The organism is Mucilaginibacter sp. cycad4, assembly GCF_034263275.1.
Classification (GTDB): Bacteria; Bacteroidota; Bacteroidia; order Sphingobacteriales; family Sphingobacteriaceae; genus Mucilaginibacter.
Genome location: NZ_CP139559.1, coordinates 3377564 through 3392105 on the forward strand (window position 1 = coordinate 3377564; position 14542 = coordinate 3392105).

A 14542-nucleotide genomic window follows, 5' to 3' on the forward strand; every position below is an offset into this window, starting at 1 on the left:
ATAAGATTGCAATTTAAAAAAGTAAAGGTAATTGGAGGGTAAAATTGCAGATGCAGGCCGGGTTCAAAGATTTTGAGAAAGACGAAAAATTACTTCAACCAAAAATAGAGACCAATAACTAATAGTATTTGAATACAAATTACCGCAGAAAGTCGTTTAAAGCCATTTATTTTGAATGGGCCGAATATATATACCACCCAGGATAATAAAAATACAGCGAGTGCCAGGCCTGCAACTATTAAAGGATTTGGACCTTCAGGGTCATTGAAAAAAAAGAACAGCAACCTGGAGCAAATGATAGCCGTTACCGCCAATATCATTAATGAAGCCCTTTTTGAACTGAAATATAAGTTTGCTGTGTTATTACCCATAACCCTAAGATGAGTATTTGCACAAATATAACAATGTCAACACAAATTCTCTCCCTGTTTATTTGGCAATGTATCTTTTAACTTTCAAACCGGGACACTACTGTAAAATTGATCGCAATTGGTAAATACTAAATTCGTATCATCAATTTGCCTACTTTTAAACCCTTATCTCACACATTAAAAATGAAGCTAAAACATCTGCTGCTATCAGCTGCACTTTTATCAACGTTACAGGCATTCGCTCAAAATAAAGCTAAAACCGATACTGTTTTCTTTGAAGATTTTAATAAACCAACCCTCAACAGGAACAAATGGAATGTTGAAGTTACAGGCAATACTGTTAATGACGAGCAACAGGCCTATGTTGATTCGGCGGCTACCATTTATATGATAGATGGCAAAGCTGAAGGAGCCGAAAATGGCGCACTTGTTTTAAGGGCTTTATATCAGCCAGGCTTTACCAGTAAAGAACAACGTAAATACGATTTCATTTCAGGCCGCATTAATACCCGCGCTAAAATGGAATTTACCTATGGCACTGCTTCATGCAGAATGAAAATGGCAGCAGGCGCCGGCTTATGGCCAGCCTTTTGGGCGCTTGGCAACGGTAAATGGCCCAACTGCGGCGAAATTGACGTAATGGAAACCGTAGGCGACTCAAGCTGGGTAAGCCATGCTTTACATGGGCCCGGCTACTTTGGCGATACGCCGCTTGCAAAACGGGTATTTTTCCCGGCAGGCATTGATGTTAGCCAGTGGCATGTATATTCGGTCGACTGGTTGCCGGAGAGCCTTGTTTTTAAAGTTGATGGCAAAATCACCTATACGGTAACAAAAGCAATGGTTGAAAAATATGGCCGCTGGGCTTTTGATAACAAAAAATTCATCATCCTCAATTTTGCATTAGGCGGCGGTTATCCGGGTGGTGTTAACAAGGTTACCAAACCCTATTATGGCTTATCTGAAAATACAGTTAACAAAATAAAAGCCGGTGATGCCAAAACCATTGTCGACTGGGTGCTGGTAACTAAAACCGTGAATTAATATTGTTGATACATTTGTAAAATAAAGGTTATTTAAATTTTACTTTCATAAAACATTGGGTAAATTTTATTGCCATATTTTTGAATTATTAAAAAATAACATCATCTACCCATGGCAATATTAACCGTACAAATACCCGACACAGAGATTTTCACACTATCAAGTATAGTTGAACAGATATCAGGCAGCATCATCAAAGTTACTGCCGAAGAAGACATCAATCAGGGCGATTGCATTTTGCATAAAGACGACCTTATGATTAAAAACAAACTGGAGGGCAGCCTTCATTCACGGCACCTCTGGAACGATTGATTTTACCATAAAACAATCCCGGTTTTTAAACGCCATAAACAAAACAGGCCGTGCTTCATCAGCACGGCCTGTTTTGTTGTATTTACCTGTTAATTATGTATAACTACGCGCTCGTGTACACGAACCCTTTCATCGTGGCGGTGCCTGTGGCGTTCGCGGTATTCGGCCGAACAGCTTGTAAAGCCTATTGCTGCTAATATTAATAATGCAATTGAGCGTGAAACAGTGATTTTCATAGCAAATGATTTATAAGTTTTCAATAGAAAAACTATACTTAAACACTTATCATGCCATAACGATACAACAACAACCGCGGTAAAAGGAATGTTACAGTAGGATCATCATCGTTCCACAACTATTCAAACCACAAACTCAGGAGCCACGTTTCACCATAACCCGGTTAATCCAAACAAACAAAAAACCGATGAACAGAAAGGCTATAAGCATCAATAATGAATTTATAGCAACCCGGGGCAATCCTAATTTATCAAGATCCAGAAACGGATAAGGATACAAATGGCTGATACTGCCACGGATAAATATATATACCGAATAGATAAAAGGAAACCAAAGCCAGATCAAGGCCTGTGCCCATTTTAAATTTGCTTTTGGCATGTATATTAACCAATAAACTACGAACAAAAAGGGGTTTACGGAGTGCAGCAGTTCATCGGCCAGCTTAAACAAACCTTCGGGGTGCCACAAACTACGGAGCACCAGGTTATAAACCATTCCTACTATTGTGATATATAAAGCAATAGCGCTAAAAACATGGCTTTGTGAAAAATATTTTCCTAAACGGATATTGATTTTAAATAATACAGCGGCCAGGCATATAGCCGCAAGCAAATTAGTAAGGATAGTAAAATAACTAAATAGTTGTACCAGCGTACCGGCTAAGCTCCGTCCTGCTTTTAAATAGGCGGGGATGGATATGGTTATTTGCAAAACTAAACTGAACCATATAATAATAGTAAAGATGTACAACCATTTACGGCCTTTACCCGTATCATTAATAGGTAGTTGATATTGTTCCATAGCTGTTTACAGTGTTTAGTTTACTATAAAAACGGTCCGGTAAAATACAGACAAACTATTATTATCCCTTAAATAAATAATAATCTGCAAAGTACAGTAACCTAAATTCAATTCCATACGTATTATATTTTTATGGAGGATTTTATTCTCAATTAGCATTTTTTTAACTTTTGAGGATAAAATACGAGTACTTCAACAAAGTTGATTGACCTGATAACTAATCGCAATTAAAAACTTACTTAAACGCCGGATGAAGTATGAGGGGCTATGTAAATATACCAGGATCGGTTGATTGTAACTGCTGCAAGGTTTGCGGTGCAAGACCAATAATTGTGCTGATTAAAGATATTGGATATGTTGTTAAATGCCCTGTTGATGACAGTCATTACAGGACCCATGCGGGCCTTATTGATATTAATGACTGGAATTTACACAATATCAATTGTATTAATCACCAGGAGGAAAAATTAATATTCAGTTTTCATTGAATGCTTGTGTAATTTATTTGTGCATTGCGTTAACGGCAATGCTAAACCTATATCTTTAGGCATTTAAATTACTAATCCTAAATATGAGATCATTATCAATAATCTTTAAAACAGCCAAACTAACCACATTGCTGCTGGTAATAACTGTGCTGTTGCCAGTGGTATGCGAGGCCCAAAACGGTACTGATATCTCGCCGGTGGTTGATCATATTGCCATTACTACCGGTAACCTTAAAAAAAGCACCGAATTTTATACCAAAGTATTACACCTTAAAAAAGTTGACAATCCTTTTGCCGATACCGTACACCAATGGTATAGTCTTGGCAATAATGTAAAACTACATGTTATACAGGCCGAACGGAACGAAAAACAAGTTAAAGGCGTACATCTTTGCTTCACTGTTTCGTCGGTAAAAGAGTTTGCAAAAACGCTTGATGAAATGAATATCCCATACTCAAACTGGAAAGGCGACAGTAAAGAACCTACCTACCGGGCCGATGGCGTACTGCAACTATACTTCCAGGATCCGGATGGCTACTGGATTGAAATAAACAGCCCGGCTAAAAAATAAGCCGGGCTGCCAAACAATCACTTAACTAAATTTTTGTATTTCTTTTTAAACCAATAGCCTTTCCACAGCCAAAAGCCCGAAAGTACTATTATTGGGAAGAACACCCATTTTACCGCAGCAGCCGCGTTAGGAATTTGAGCAACCGGGCCATAAATATATCCTACAACGGGGATGCTTAATAAGATATGGACCCATCGGATCACCTTACGTTCAAGCGCGGCTGTCATTGTAAAAGGGTATTAATAATCAAGCTCCTGGCAATGGATGCCGGCCTTTTGCAACAGCGATTCGATATAACGCGGCGAAAGATCCTCAGCCTCCACCCGTAAAATATTGTCGCAATCTTCCAGGTCAAAGTTCCATTGGGCTATGGCAGGTATTTTGGTTAATAAATTTTGTACCCGGCTCACCTGCCGTCTCTGCCGTACACTTGTTGCAAATACCAATACATCCATTGTAATGTTATTTTGAGGTAGATAAATAATTATAAAAAGCTTAAAGCTGACATGCCGATTTACTTACTCAGCTTTCTTCTCTTCGTTTACGGTAGTCTTAAAGTCGTCCCAGTCGCGGCTAAACCTGCCATGCCCGTGGCCTTTCCATCCGCACATGCGGTCTTCCCATTGAGCACGGAATTTGTCTCTGTCTTCGGGGCTCATATTTTTAAACCGTTCGGCCATGCGTCCGCGCATCCAGGGGGCACCTCCTCCGCCTTTAGGGCCGCCTTTGCCAAAGCCAAACAATATCTTGCATAAAATAAATATGCCCATGGCCTGCCAGTAAGTAATAGCTGTTACGTGTAAAATATCCGGCAATAAATTATTCCACAGCTGCATTACTATAAAGCTGATGACGGCCAGGCAGGCGATCACCCCAAGCGGGATGAAGAAAAATCGCCTTTTATAAAAAAATGGTTTCATGTTATATAATGTCTTAATTTTTAATATTCAGTAATTTCCGTGTAAAGCTGGGCAAGCCGTTTGCGCAAGTGTAATACGGCGTAACGTTTTCTTGATACCAGCGTGTTGGTATTTAGCCCGGTACGTTTGGCAATTTCCTCAAAGGGGATATCCTCAAGCTCATGCCAAACAAATACCTGTTTTTGTTCTTCGGGCAATTCATCCAGCGCAAAAAATAACTGCTCCCAAAAAAGGTTGCGCAAATACTCGGTTTCGGGAGTGGTAGCTTCGGTAAGGAGTATGGCTTTAAAGTCCGGAGCCTCATCGTCATAATCCTCATCATCGGCCAGCATATCATCAAGCAGGGTTTCCGTCTTTTTTTTATGCTTATCAGTTATTTTGTTCCGGGCCACCCGGTATAGCCAGGCGCTGGTTTGTTCAATCGGTTCAGAATTGATAACAGCGCTAAACTGGTACCAAACGTCCTGGAGTATATCCTCGGCGTCGGCATCGTTTTTTACCCTCCGGCGAATAAATCCCAACAGGCTTTTACCATACGAAGCAATTGTTTGTATGATGTGGCTGTTTTTGTCCTGGGGCATTATCGCTGTTGTCAATTTCTTTATCCTTTTTAAAGATAAAGACGATTGTGATTTAAAAACATTTTAATTTTTTTTCAAAAAAATCTATTACATATCAAAAAGCCGTTTCACATAGCTAAAACAGTATTTATTTGATTAAATAAACATCTCAAGAGAATGATGTTTAAACACCATAAAGATAGTTTTGTCGAATTAAATTCATTTTAATTAATAATATTTGAATTTTATTCAATTTATATCGAATATTACTGTATGATTAACGAACCGGAAGTTATTTTAGATAAAACCGACCTGCACATTTTACGATTGATGCAGGAAAATGCCCGCATCTCCAATGCCGACCTGGCCCGTGAGCTTGGCATGGCGCCATCCGGCATACTGGAGCGTGTAAAAAAACTGGAACAAAAAAACGTGATCCAACAGTATACCACACGCATTAACCCGGCAGCCCTGCAGCAAAAAATGCTGGCTTTTATTTTTATGAAAGCCGCCGACGGGCCCGGGAGTGATGCCACATCAAGCGAACTGGCCAAAATACCCGAGGTGCAGGAAGTACACCATATAGCCGGCGATGATTGTTATTTAATAAAAGTACGCACCTATGATTCGGCATCGCTGATGCATTTAATGCGCAGCTACTTTAGCAAAATACCCAATATCTTGAGTACCCGCACCACCATAGTGCTCGAAACTATTAAAGAACAACAACAACTGGTTATACCCGAAAAATAAATATATCATGACACCTACTACCGCAAAATCAGCTTCACCCATATTAGTTATTATAGCTTTCGCTACCGTTTATATAGTATGGGGCTCCACCTACTTTTTTATAAAAATGGCTGTAGCCGGTTTTCCGCCGCTGCTGTTGGGTGCGCTGCGTTTTTTCACGGCGGGTTTGTTGTTAATGGTGTGGTGTGCAATTAAAGGTGAAAATATCTTTATAAAACAAAATATATTTCATGCTGCGGTAAGCGGTTTCCTGTTACTGGTAATTGGTAATGGTGCCGTAATATGGGCCGAACAAACTTTACCAAGCGCTATGGTGGCCATTATGGTAACCTCGCCGCCAATTTGGTTTGTGCTGCTTGATAAACCAAACTGGGCCACCAACTTCAAAAGTAAAAGCACCATTCTCGGCCTCATCATTGGCTTTATAGGTGTGATACTATTATTTCGGGATCAGATTGCGGATGTATTGGGATCATCGGCAGGCCCATCAAAATTACCGGGAATGATATTGTTGTTATTTGGTACGCTGGGCTGGGCTTCAGGTTCATTATATTCAAAGCATTATAATACCAAAGGATCTGTATCGGTAAATACAGCATGGCAAATGCTTGCAGCGGGTATGTTCTTTCTGCCTTCAAGCTTTTTAAATAACGAGATGGGCAAAGTTCAATGGAACGCAATACCGGCGCATAGCTGGTATGCATTGGCCTATTTGATTGTATTTGGGTCGATAGCGGCATTTAGCGCTTATGTATGGCTTTTACAGGTGAGGCCGGCAACCCAGGTTGGTACCTATGCCTATGTTAACCCAGTGATAGCTGTTTTGCTGGGGGTGATTTTTGCCGGGGAGCATGTGACCCTGATACAAGTTATTGGGCTGGTTGTGATATTGAGCAGTGTGTTGCTGATCAATTTATCGAAGTACAGGAAGGCGAAAACAGGAGAATTAGCGGTTGCGAAGTGACGACAATTACTGAAAAAACTATGTCATTGCGAGCGCAGCGCGGCAATCGCACGGAAGCAAAGCGGCTTTGCATAGCTACGAGATTGCCACGCTATCGCTCGCAATGACATAGTTATTTTATTTAATACAGTTACGTTTAACCTCAACTCTCCCACTTCCCAAATTCAAAATATTTACTGATACTGATACCAACTTTACTGCCTACCGGGTATTTACGCCTGTCGTAATTAAGAACCCTTAATGTGATACCTTCTTTTTCGATAACAAGCTCCTCAAAAAAGCCTTTAAACAATACCATTTTCACCAGCCATTTGCTGCCCAGGCTGCTAATTTTAATATGCTCGGCGTAAACCACTACAACGCTGCGTTTACTTTTTATGCCGCAAACTTTTGCCTGGGCCGATGTTAGCCGGGTGCAACTGGCCAATATTTGCGCCGTGTACAATAATTTAGGCGAATGATACAACTGCTCGGGACTGCCGTTCTCCACAATCTCCCCTTCTTTAAGTACAATTAGTTCATCGGCCATGGAAAGGATCTCGGCAGGATCATGCGATACCAATACTACGGTAACTCCCCATTCCTTTACAATATACCTGATATCGTGCTGTAAACCTTCCCTGTAGGTGGCGTCGACCTGGTTAAAGGGTTCATCAAGCAATAAAACCTCCGGGCGGCTGATCAATGCTTTGGCAATGGTTACGCGCTGCTTTTCACCGCCGCTTAATTTGCCAAAAGGCATTTCCCTAAGGGTGTAGATATTTAAAAGGTTCAAGGCTTCGGTAACACGGTGTATAGCGTGACTTTGATCTTCGGCCGGCAAACCTTCACATATGGTGTCCCATACCGATATTCGCGGATCAAGATCGTTATCGTGCTGCGTTACCATCCGCATAACCTTGTGGGCATGCTGAATACCTTTTTGCCTGCTTAGTACCTGCTCTTCTTTAAAAAACACTTCTCCGTGATCGGGCTCCAGCGTTCCATATAACAAGTTAAGCAATGTGGTTTTCCCGCTGCCGCTCTCACCAACTATTGCAGTTATCTTACCTTTCGGAATAAAAATGGTAACGTTATTAACCCCCGAAGACTTATCCCCAAAAAAGTTTTTGGTAACCGATATGGTTTCCAGTATCAAATCATCTTGCATCCTCGGTTTTATTTTCAGGCTGTTAAAAATCCGGCTGGCGGTTTCCCGCTCCGGGTTCAGGCTTCTAATCTAAAAAAAAGTTGAAAGCAAAAAAACTTTATACGCCAACCTTGGTGACAAATGCAAAACAAATAGTAATTAAACGCTATTATTATAAACAACCAAATTATATAACCATGAACAAAGCCATAGGGATCGTACTCATTATTGTAGGCGCGGCCATGCTCATCTGGACGGGCTTTACTTACACCAAAAAGGAAAAGATCATTGATGCCGGCCCTATACAGGTATCAGCCGACAGGGAAAAAACTGTTAACTGGCCACCCTACCTCGGCGGGTTATTAGTGATAGGCGGTATTGTTGTAGTTGCTACCTCAAAAAAATAGGGCATTCATTTATTATCTACCGGTTTAAGTACGCTAATGTCTTTACCGGCAAGCAGTTGCTGATAATTGATCAGTTGAAACTTTTTACCCGCCATAGCCGCAAACTCGGGCGAGAGTAAGGCATTAAGTTCGGTTTGGCGGTGCAAACTGGTAAGCGGCTTACCCTCTTTTGAATTCATCATGTTACTGTTCATATCAACCAGTACATCCATCTCGGGGCTTGGAGTAGCAGTATGAAGCACCATCATGTTTGGCTTATCAGGATCAAGCTTACTTATATAAGCTAAAAACGCCTCCTTTTTGGTAGCGATAGGTTCGCCCCACATTTCCTTATAGGTTTCGCCGAAATAAGTTATGCTGCTTAAAGTTGATATGGCCAGTTTATATTTATGAGCCAGTTTTTCGGTAAGGGCACGTAATTCGGGTGTCGAGAGCGCTATGCCCATGTGCGGATCGATATAGGTTATTTTTAACCCTGATGCCTGCGCCCTTTCAATTTGTGCCGACAATTCGGTTTCAATTTCGCTAAGTTTATACCCGCTTTTGGCAACAGCCCGTGTGGATTGCGGAAAATACCCGTTTGAATCAACCAGGCTCGCGACAGCCGTACGGCCGGTGACAGGCCCCCAGCGGTAATTTTTCCATTCGGAGGTCAATGTAAGGTGAACACCGACCGTAACATTGGGATATTGTTTTAGTATTTCAACCGCTTCCTGGTACCAGGGGCATGCAAACTGCACCGAGGCCGAAAGCGGCATACCGGTTTGAGCAGCCTTGAGCAAAGCCATATTTACCGAATGGTTCATGCCGATATCATCCAGCCTGATGAGTAACCGCGGCAAATTACCATTTGGCGACTGTGCGCGCACTTCATTGCTTGCTAAACAAGTCATCAGCACAAGCAAACAAAACAATATCCGTTTCATCATTTGTATGTTCAATCAAAAAAAGTTCATAAACCTCAGGTCAACAGAAAACCGGCTCCAACTAAACATTATAAATATCTTATTATGAGGATTAATAAAACAAACTAAATTAAACATGATAGCATATTGTTACATAATGGCCTCAGAATTGGTGAAAGGTGAAAGGTGAAAGGTGAAAGGTGAAAGGTGAAAGGTGAAAGGTGAAAGGTGAAAGGTGAAAGGTGAAAGGTGAAAGGTGAAAGGTGAAAGGTGAACACTTCCGAAGTTTTTCAAACTTCGGAAGTGTTCATTGCAATGTTACTCTTGGTCATCAATCGTTATTAAGCCGAAACCAGGTCGGGGTTATGGTTAACCTGGCTAATGGTAAGGGCCTGCTGAATGTTAAGCCCGGCACCCTGCTGATCTGACATCCATTTTTGGATGAGGGCATTCAAAGTGTTCAGTTGGCTGGCATAAGCATCGGGATTGGCGCCTTTCAGTTTTGCCAAATAAGCCACCGCATCAGCTATTTTTTGCGCATCGGTTTTGCCGTCCTCCTGTACAGCCCAGTTTAAATCGGTAACCACCTTGGGCAGCCATAATTTAATGCCGTTCACAATTACTGCTGATGCCGGCACCAGGGTTTCCAATGTCATTTCCAAAAACTGGCCGGCCTGGCTTGCTTCAAGGTTTTTGACTCCGTTAGCAACTTTGTCGGCAACGGTAATGATTTCATGTACAACGTCGGAAGCGTTGTGGAACAGGGATTTTACATGGTCCCACATTTTTGATAAAAAAGACATAGGTTGTAGTTTTAAGTTTATATAATTTGATTGTTGGTTCACATACATTCAAAGCCATACATAGGCGGCCGGAATACTATAAATACTATTTATTCAAGCTATTTGCCGATTCAGAAAGCTGCAAAATGCCTTCCGGTTAAATGACTTTAATTAGAGAAGATAAAATTGACGATAAAATCACCCGGGTAACATAGTGTTTATACGCTTTCGGGATGCGGTTTTTACGTTATTTAGTGATATCGGCGCCGTCATCTATCCCTTATTGTATTAACTGCACGGCTTGGTTCAGATTTTACCCTCTCTTATTTATATCTTTCAAACTAAAAACCTTATATTCAAATATAAAACCCTCACTATGAAATATATAAAACACTCTTTTATTTTCGGCGCGTTGTTGCTTGCCTGTACCGGCGGCTATGCCCAGCAGGAAGTTATTGACACCGCAGCTTTCAGCCACATCCGTAAGGCGGAGCTTAGCAGCTCACAAATTCCACAGATAGCGCATTATTTAACCGATGTGTCCGGTCCGCGGTTAACCAATTCACCGGGTTATGCCCGGGCGGCAAGCTGGGCAGTTGCCACCATGAAAAAATGGGGAATGGCCAATGCCGCTACCGAACGCTGGGGCACTTTTGGCAAACAATGGGAAGTGCAGGATTTCAGCATGATGATGCGTGCACCCTATAATGCCCAGATCAGGGCTTACCCTAATCCCTGGAGCCCGGGCAGCAAAGGCTTGCTGCAAGGCGAAGTTATGGTAATTTCATCGGCGCAGGCTATGGATACTACTTATCTGAATGGTCATGCCGCCGGGTTTAAAGGCAAATTTGTACTGGTTACCGGTGATGCTGCCGATTATAAAAAGAATTTTGAACCGTCGGCCGAAAGACTGGCCGACACCGCCTTAGCCAACCTGAAGGATACATATATGGTGTCCCGCTCCATGATCACCATGTATACTGCTAAATACTTGAAGATCTTTAAAACAGCAGACCAGATACTGAAAAACGCCGGTGCGCTGGCCTTCATTAGCGCGGGCCGTAATAATGTTAACGGAACCGTTTTTGTGCAAGGCCGCTACGGCTATAAATTGACTGATCCGGAAACAGTACCGCAGGTTACCATGGCTTCGGAGGACGGGCAAAAAATCAAACGGCTGATCCAATCGGGTCAGAAAGTTGAGCTGGCCATGAGTTTTACCGGCAAAACATCTACCGAAGACACAAACGGCTACAACGTAGTAGGCGAAATCCCCGGCACCGACCCCAAACTAAAATCGCAACTGGTGATGCTGGGTGGCCATCTTGATTCATGGCAGGCCGCCACCGGCGCAACTGATAATGCCGCCGGCTGTATTGTGATGCTGGAAGCAGTTCGGCTGCTCGATTCGCTTGGGCTTAAACCTAAACGCACCATCCGCATTGCATTGTGGAGTGGCGAAGAACAGGGTTTGCTGGGTTCATTCGGGTACATTAAAAATCACTTCAGGGATGGTGTTAAGTTTACCGTAAAGCCCGAGCAGGCTAAAGTATCGGTTTATTTTAACCTGGATAACGGCACAGGAAAAATCAGGGGGATCTTTGCGCAAAGCAACGAAAAAATGAAACCAATATTTGAACAGTGGCTAAAACCCTTTAATGATCTTGGCGCCACAACGGTAACTATGGCCAATACGGGTTCAACCGATCACCTGGCGTTTGATTGGGCAGGCATACCGGGTTTCCAGTTTGTGCAGGACCCCATTGATTATGAAACCCGCACCCACCACAGCAATATGGACGATTACGACCACCTGATGATAGACGATCTGAAACAAGCCGCCATCATCGTTGCCTCATTTGTGTACCAGGCCAGTATCCGCCCCGAAATGCTGCCAAGGAAACCGCTTGAAAACGAAACTTTTGTTTTTGACGGGTTTTAGAAAACAGATCCAGTATACCTTAAAACAAAAATGAGGCTGTATCACAATGCAGCCTCATTTTTGTTGACTTATTCAAATACTTAAGCAATATATCGTTTTGGGTTGGATTGATTCTACTTAAAAAGGGGGTTAACAGGGTTAACACAATTCAGGGTTAACATTTACATATCTATTTAATAATCAATCAATTGAGTGTTTTTTATACAAAAAATATGTTACCCCCCTTTTTGTAATAATATTACCGGCTAACGATAAGCAAAGCACAGATAATGCTTTGCAGCAGGCCCCGCTGTGATCACAGAGCCTGCTCTTTGAAAGGATAAAACAATTAAGAACGGTTAACAGGTTTCAGCATCCGCCTTTGTTCAGCCTTTTTGCTTAACCAGCATTTTACAAATGAGTTGATCATAATGCCCATGATACAGCAGGCAACCAATACGTAAATAATTAGGATGTGTTTTGGCATTTCAGTTTATAATTTTCCTAAATGTAACAGGTTTGCTACATCTGCTGCAAGTGTTTTGAAAAATAAAGTTTCGACTAACCCGGTACAAAAGTCAATAAAGTGTCATTTTCCGATTTCGAAATTCGGATGTTCGATTTCGGATTTATCCCGGGTTAAGACGGCCAAATAGCATCCATTTTTAAATTCCCCTCTCGAGAGCAGGGCTGTTGCATTCTAATATTCAGTTCTTGATAACACGCACGATTAAGCGTCTACGCTTGGTCGTTTGCCTTAATTGAGCGTCCACGCTCCCGTAATATGTTATAAACGTAAGCGTGGACGCTTACTTTGGTTATAATTCAAGCGAAGGACGCTTGAACTTGCGAAACATAAATTAGAATGCAACAGCCCTGCTCTCGAGAGGGGGCGCGAGGAAATGCGCGGTAGCAGGGGTGTGTTTCACTAATGTTTATAAGCCTTTGTATTAAACACACCCCTCCGCCCCTCTCAAGAGGGGAATCGCACAAGCCCGCCTTTTTGAGGAAGCATTTCTCACTAATTCAACAAACTACTTAAGTTCCTTCCCTGCGGAATAGGGCTATCCCAGCATAATGTTCCAATGATTTCCTGAGCAAATCCTTCATTTGCTTAACCAATATCCGCGGACCAAGAACCTTCAGCTTTGGCCCGAAACCAAGCAGTTCACGCTCCAACTCGAAGTTCATGATCACCCTGATGCTGAATATCGTTCCGTCTGCCGTAACTTTTAATATTTTTTGCGTGTGGTGCAATGGCTTGGTAGTAACATAAGGGGCATTTTTATCATCTACCCAAAAAATAACTTCACCATCACGCTGTCCCGGTGATTTGGTTACGCCCAGTACATCATTATAATAAGTAGCCAGGTCTATCCTGGTATTTTCAAGGTATTCGTCGGCATGCACCTCAATAGTCTGGATCCTGTCGAGCGCCAGCGTGAGCAGCGGCTTATTCCTTACGTGCGATACACCCAATACAAACCATCGGTTACGGTACTCCTTCAACAAATAAGCACTGAAACAAAATGTGCTGGCCCCCCTGGCCTTAAACGACTGGTAGCTAACGCACAGCGTATTCTTAGCCACAATAGCTTTCCTGATGATCTCTATCCACTCCAAACCCTTCAGATTATCGTTCTTTTCAAAATCAACCACCGGTGTGCTGTGCGTTTTTTGACTGTAGATCTTGTCTTCCAATTTGGTAACCATCTCATTAAGATCGGCAAAATGGCCCAGTCCTTTAAACTGCCCCAGCAAACCGGCCACCTCGCTAAGTACCTGCATGTCCTGGTTATTGAGCGGAATGTTATTGATGCTATAGCTTTTATCCGAATAGGTATAGTATTTTTTATCAACCACCACAATAGGTGCTTCATAGCCAAGCTTATTGCTGCGCATCATCTCAATATCGGCCTGCACGGTGCGGCGGCTTACGCCGCTGTCTATTCCCTGGTACTCGTACAAGGCTTCAGAACAGGCGTCAATCAGATCGTCAAGCGTCCATTGCCTGCGACGGTTTTGCAGGCAACTGTCGATAGTTCGGTAGCGGATAAGGGCGTTGCGGTTTACAGGCATATTTTGATTTGGGATTTCGTTTTTTTCATCGCCCGTCATTGCGAGGCACGAAGCAATCCCAAACTGTACAGAGACTCTGCATAGCTGCTCTGCTTCATGGGGATTGCTTCGTGCCTCGCAATGACGGGATAGATAATGACCATTTTTTTTATAATATTATTAAATTATTTTTTACTACGCAAATACATTGCGCAGTTGCAATTTTACTTTGTATCATTAGCCCCACCCAACCCTCCCCGGAGGGGGGAGGGCTTAAAAAAATATTAATAGACAAACCCAAGTCTCCCCTACCGGGGG

Annotated in this window: 17 protein-coding genes; 7 read left to right on the top strand and 10 right to left on the bottom strand. The window is 42.3% G+C overall.

Annotated features, from left to right (window positions below; genetic code table 11):
• Positions 1 to 554 precede the first annotated feature (554 nt).
• A complete protein-coding gene (locus tag SNE26_RS13565; RefSeq protein WP_321559883.1) occupies positions 555 to 1415 on the top strand; it encodes a glycoside hydrolase family 16 protein in 861 nt (286 codons plus the stop codon).
• Positions 1416 to 1526: 111 nt separating this feature from the next.
• Positions 1527 to 1727, top strand: a complete 201-nt coding sequence (locus tag SNE26_RS13570) for a hypothetical protein (RefSeq protein WP_321559884.1) — start codon at positions 1527 to 1529, stop codon at positions 1725 to 1727.
• An 89-nt stretch (positions 1728 to 1816) separates the two neighbouring features.
• Here the strand turns inward: SNE26_RS13570 and SNE26_RS13575 are convergent, their stop codons facing one another.
• A complete protein-coding gene (locus SNE26_RS13575; protein ID WP_321559885.1) occupies positions 1817 to 1963 on the bottom strand; it encodes a hypothetical protein in 147 nt (48 codons plus the stop codon).
• A gap of 136 nt (positions 1964 to 2099) precedes the next feature.
• Positions 2100 to 2765 (bottom strand): Pr6Pr family membrane protein, encoded by a 666-nt coding sequence (locus SNE26_RS13580; RefSeq protein WP_321559886.1) that lies wholly within the window; start codon positions 2763 to 2765, stop codon positions 2100 to 2102.
• A 571-nt stretch (positions 2766 to 3336) separates the two neighbouring features.
• Between SNE26_RS13580 and SNE26_RS13585 the strand changes: the two genes are divergently transcribed.
• Positions 3337 to 3825, top strand: a complete 489-nt coding sequence (locus SNE26_RS13585; protein ID WP_321559887.1) for a VOC family protein — start codon at positions 3337 to 3339, stop codon at positions 3823 to 3825.
• A 17-nt stretch (positions 3826 to 3842) separates the two neighbouring features.
• On the opposite strand, the gene SNE26_RS13590 is transcribed toward SNE26_RS13585, so the two are convergent.
• The 4 genes from SNE26_RS13590 to SNE26_RS13605 form a co-directional block, all read right to left on the bottom strand.
• On the bottom strand, positions 3843 to 4052 hold the full coding sequence (locus tag SNE26_RS13590; protein ID WP_321559888.1) for a hypothetical protein: 210 nt from the start codon (positions 4050 to 4052) through the stop codon (positions 3843 to 3845).
• A 12-nt stretch (positions 4053 to 4064) separates the two neighbouring features.
• Positions 4065 to 4280, bottom strand: coding sequence for a hypothetical protein (locus SNE26_RS13595; protein ID WP_090524321.1), 216 nt, complete (start codon positions 4278 to 4280; stop codon positions 4065 to 4067).
• Positions 4281 to 4343: 63 nt separating this feature from the next.
• Positions 4344 to 4745 (bottom strand): hypothetical protein, encoded by a 402-nt coding sequence (locus SNE26_RS13600; protein ID WP_321559889.1) that lies wholly within the window; start codon positions 4743 to 4745, stop codon positions 4344 to 4346.
• Positions 4746 to 4765: 20 nt separating this feature from the next.
• The gene (locus tag SNE26_RS13605) at positions 4766 to 5341 is read right to left on the bottom strand and encodes an RNA polymerase sigma factor (RefSeq protein ID WP_243770747.1); all 576 of its coding nucleotides are present in this window, start codon (positions 5339 to 5341) and stop codon (positions 4766 to 4768) included.
• 237 nt (positions 5342 to 5578) lie between these two features.
• Between SNE26_RS13605 and SNE26_RS13610 the strand changes: the two genes are divergently transcribed.
• Together SNE26_RS13610 and SNE26_RS13615 are read left to right on the top strand one after the other, a co-directional pair.
• Entirely contained in the window at positions 5579 to 6058 is a 480-nt protein-coding gene (locus tag SNE26_RS13610; protein ID WP_321559890.1) for an Lrp/AsnC family transcriptional regulator, read from the top strand.
• Between the two features lie 7 nt (positions 6059 to 6065).
• A complete protein-coding gene (locus SNE26_RS13615; RefSeq protein WP_321559891.1) occupies positions 6066 to 7022 on the top strand; it encodes an EamA family transporter in 957 nt (318 codons plus the stop codon).
• Positions 7023 to 7164: 142 nt separating this feature from the next.
• Here SNE26_RS13615 and SNE26_RS13620 read toward each other — a convergent pair whose 3' ends face one another.
• Positions 7165 to 8172 (bottom strand): ATP-binding cassette domain-containing protein, encoded by a 1008-nt coding sequence (locus SNE26_RS13620; RefSeq protein WP_321559892.1) that lies wholly within the window; start codon positions 8170 to 8172, stop codon positions 7165 to 7167.
• A 176-nt stretch (positions 8173 to 8348) separates the two neighbouring features.
• Here SNE26_RS13620 and SNE26_RS13625 point away from each other — a divergent pair, with 176 nt between their 5' ends.
• Positions 8349 to 8558: a hypothetical protein gene (locus SNE26_RS13625; RefSeq protein WP_090524308.1), complete on the top strand. Its 210-nt coding sequence runs from the start codon at positions 8349 to 8351 to the stop codon at positions 8556 to 8558.
• A gap of 5 nt (positions 8559 to 8563) precedes the next feature.
• On the opposite strand, the gene SNE26_RS13630 is transcribed toward SNE26_RS13625, so the two are convergent.
• Both SNE26_RS13630 and SNE26_RS13635 read right to left on the bottom strand, forming a co-directional pair.
• Positions 8564 to 9487: a ChbG/HpnK family deacetylase gene (locus SNE26_RS13630; protein ID WP_321559893.1), complete on the bottom strand. Its 924-nt coding sequence runs from the start codon at positions 9485 to 9487 to the stop codon at positions 8564 to 8566.
• A gap of 317 nt (positions 9488 to 9804) precedes the next feature.
• Positions 9805 to 10266, bottom strand: a complete 462-nt coding sequence (locus tag SNE26_RS13635) for a hypothetical protein (RefSeq protein ID WP_321559894.1) — start codon at positions 10264 to 10266, stop codon at positions 9805 to 9807.
• A 355-nt stretch (positions 10267 to 10621) separates the two neighbouring features.
• On the opposite strand from SNE26_RS13635, the gene SNE26_RS13640 reads away from it, so the two are divergent.
• Positions 10622 to 12187 carry a M20/M25/M40 family metallo-hydrolase gene (locus tag SNE26_RS13640; protein WP_321559895.1) on the top strand — a complete coding sequence of 522 codons (1566 nt, stop codon included), beginning with the start codon at positions 10622 to 10624 and terminating at the stop codon, positions 12185 to 12187.
• A 1017-nt stretch (positions 12188 to 13204) separates the two neighbouring features.
• On the opposite strand, the gene SNE26_RS13645 is transcribed toward SNE26_RS13640, so the two are convergent.
• The gene (locus tag SNE26_RS13645; RefSeq protein ID WP_321559896.1) at positions 13205 to 14245 is read right to left on the bottom strand and encodes a WYL domain-containing protein; all 1041 of its coding nucleotides are present in this window, start codon (positions 14243 to 14245) and stop codon (positions 13205 to 13207) included.
• Positions 14246 to 14542 lie beyond the last annotated feature (297 nt).

What these genes read in the sequence shown, in the direction of transcription:
- SNE26_RS13565 (WP_321559883.1), top strand. Translation starts at nt 555, where the DNA reads ATGAAGCTAAAACATCTGCTGCTATCAGCTGCACTTTTATCAACGTTA.
- SNE26_RS13570 (WP_321559884.1), top strand. Translation starts at nt 1,527, where the DNA reads ATGGCAATATTAACCGTACAAATACCCGACACAGAGATTTTCACACTA.
- SNE26_RS13575 (WP_321559885.1), bottom strand. Translation starts at nt 1,963, where the DNA reads ATGAAAATCACTGTTTCACGCTCAATTGCATTATTAATATTAGCAGCA.
- SNE26_RS13580 (WP_321559886.1), bottom strand. Translation starts at nt 2,765, where the DNA reads ATGGAACAATATCAACTACCTATTAATGATACGGGTAAAGGCCGTAAA.
- SNE26_RS13585 (WP_321559887.1), top strand. Translation starts at nt 3,337, where the DNA reads ATGAGATCATTATCAATAATCTTTAAAACAGCCAAACTAACCACATTG.
- SNE26_RS13590 (WP_321559888.1), bottom strand. Translation starts at nt 4,052, where the DNA reads ATGACAGCCGCGCTTGAACGTAAGGTGATCCGATGGGTCCATATCTTA.
- SNE26_RS13595 (WP_090524321.1), bottom strand. Translation starts at nt 4,280, where the DNA reads ATGGATGTATTGGTATTTGCAACAAGTGTACGGCAGAGACGGCAGGTG.
- SNE26_RS13600 (WP_321559889.1), bottom strand. Translation starts at nt 4,745, where the DNA reads ATGAAACCATTTTTTTATAAAAGGCGATTTTTCTTCATCCCGCTTGGG.
- SNE26_RS13610 (WP_321559890.1), top strand. Translation starts at nt 5,579, where the DNA reads ATGATTAACGAACCGGAAGTTATTTTAGATAAAACCGACCTGCACATT.
- SNE26_RS13615 (WP_321559891.1), top strand. Translation starts at nt 6,066, where the DNA reads ATGACACCTACTACCGCAAAATCAGCTTCACCCATATTAGTTATTATA.
- SNE26_RS13620 (WP_321559892.1), bottom strand. Translation starts at nt 8,172, where the DNA reads ATGCAAGATGATTTGATACTGGAAACCATATCGGTTACCAAAAACTTT.
- SNE26_RS13625 (WP_090524308.1), top strand. Translation starts at nt 8,349, where the DNA reads ATGAACAAAGCCATAGGGATCGTACTCATTATTGTAGGCGCGGCCATG.
- SNE26_RS13630 (WP_321559893.1), bottom strand. Translation starts at nt 9,487, where the DNA reads ATGATGAAACGGATATTGTTTTGTTTGCTTGTGCTGATGACTTGTTTA.
- SNE26_RS13635 (WP_321559894.1), bottom strand. Translation starts at nt 10,266, where the DNA reads ATGTCTTTTTTATCAAAAATGTGGGACCATGTAAAATCCCTGTTCCAC.
- SNE26_RS13640 (WP_321559895.1), top strand. Translation starts at nt 10,622, where the DNA reads ATGAAATATATAAAACACTCTTTTATTTTCGGCGCGTTGTTGCTTGCC.
- SNE26_RS13645 (WP_321559896.1), bottom strand. Translation starts at nt 14,245, where the DNA reads ATGCCTGTAAACCGCAACGCCCTTATCCGCTACCGAACTATCGACAGT.